1 protein-coding gene is annotated in these 997 nt (G+C 70.7%); it reads left to right on the forward strand.

Annotated elements, in window-relative coordinates; all coding sequences use genetic code 11:
* Positions 1–272 precede the first annotated feature (272 nt).
* A complete protein-coding gene (locus GT045_RS12550) occupies positions 273–911 on the forward strand; it encodes a PAS domain-containing protein (protein ID WP_161334212.1) in 639 nt (212 codons plus the stop codon).
* The last annotated feature ends 86 nt before the right edge of the window (positions 912–997 follow it).

Below are 997 nucleotides of genomic sequence, written 5' to 3' on the forward strand. Positions count from 1 at the left end.
GCCGGGGCCGACGCTCGTGCGGACGGTGGGTGACGCCGGGGCCGACGCTCGTGCGGACGGTGGGTGACGCCGGGTCCGCCCCGTGGCGGACGGTGGCTGCCGAGGGGCCGCCGCTTGTGGAGGCGGCGGTCGATCGCGGGGCCGCCGGTCGGCGACGAACGGTGGGAGCCGCGGACGGTCAGCCGCTGGACAGCACCCTTGCCAGCGACCTAGACTTTCCATCTAGACATAGACTGCATGTCCACTGCGGGGGCAACTACGGGAAGGGCGACATGGATCACGCCACGGATGGTGCGGACGAACACCTCATCCGGGAGGCCGAGAAGATCGCGGTCGCGGTGGGCCGCATGTTTCCCGGCCTGTGCGAGGTGGTGCTGCACGACCTGCGGAACCCGGACCACGCCGTCCGCGCCATCGAGAACAACCTGTCCGGCCGTCAGGTAGGCGACTCGGTGACGGAGTTGGGACTGGCCCGCATCGCCGACCCGGAGTACCCGAGCGTCATCCAGAACTATCCCAACCAGTTCCCCGACGGCCGCCCGGCGAAGAGCACGTCCATCGGCATCAAGAACGCGGCCGGCGAATACGTCGCGGCGCTCTGCCTGAACCTCGACGTCTCCGTCCTGTCCCCGGTGACGCTCGCCCTGTCCAACCTCGTGGCGACGGACACCGAGCATCGCGACCGTTCGCTGGAGACCCTGCGGGACCGCACCGCGCGCGAGCTGCGCGAAGCGGTGGAGGCCCGGGCCGCCGAACGCGCCGCGACGCCCCGCTCACTGAGCCGCGAGGACAAGAAGGCACTCGTGCGACGACTCCAACGGGACGGCTACTTCGACTCGCGTGACGCCGCACAGACCATCGCGGACCTTCTCGGCGTGTCCCGCGCGACGGTCTACAACTACGCGAAGTGAAGGGTGACTTGTCCATGAGCGCCGCCCCCTCCCAGGGAGCCTCCACCTCGCCCGCCACCCCGTGCCCCATCGCTCCCCCGGCCCCC

The organism is Streptomyces sp. SID486, assembly GCF_009865385.1.
Lineage (GTDB): Bacteria > Actinomycetota > Actinomycetes > Streptomycetales > Streptomycetaceae > Streptomyces.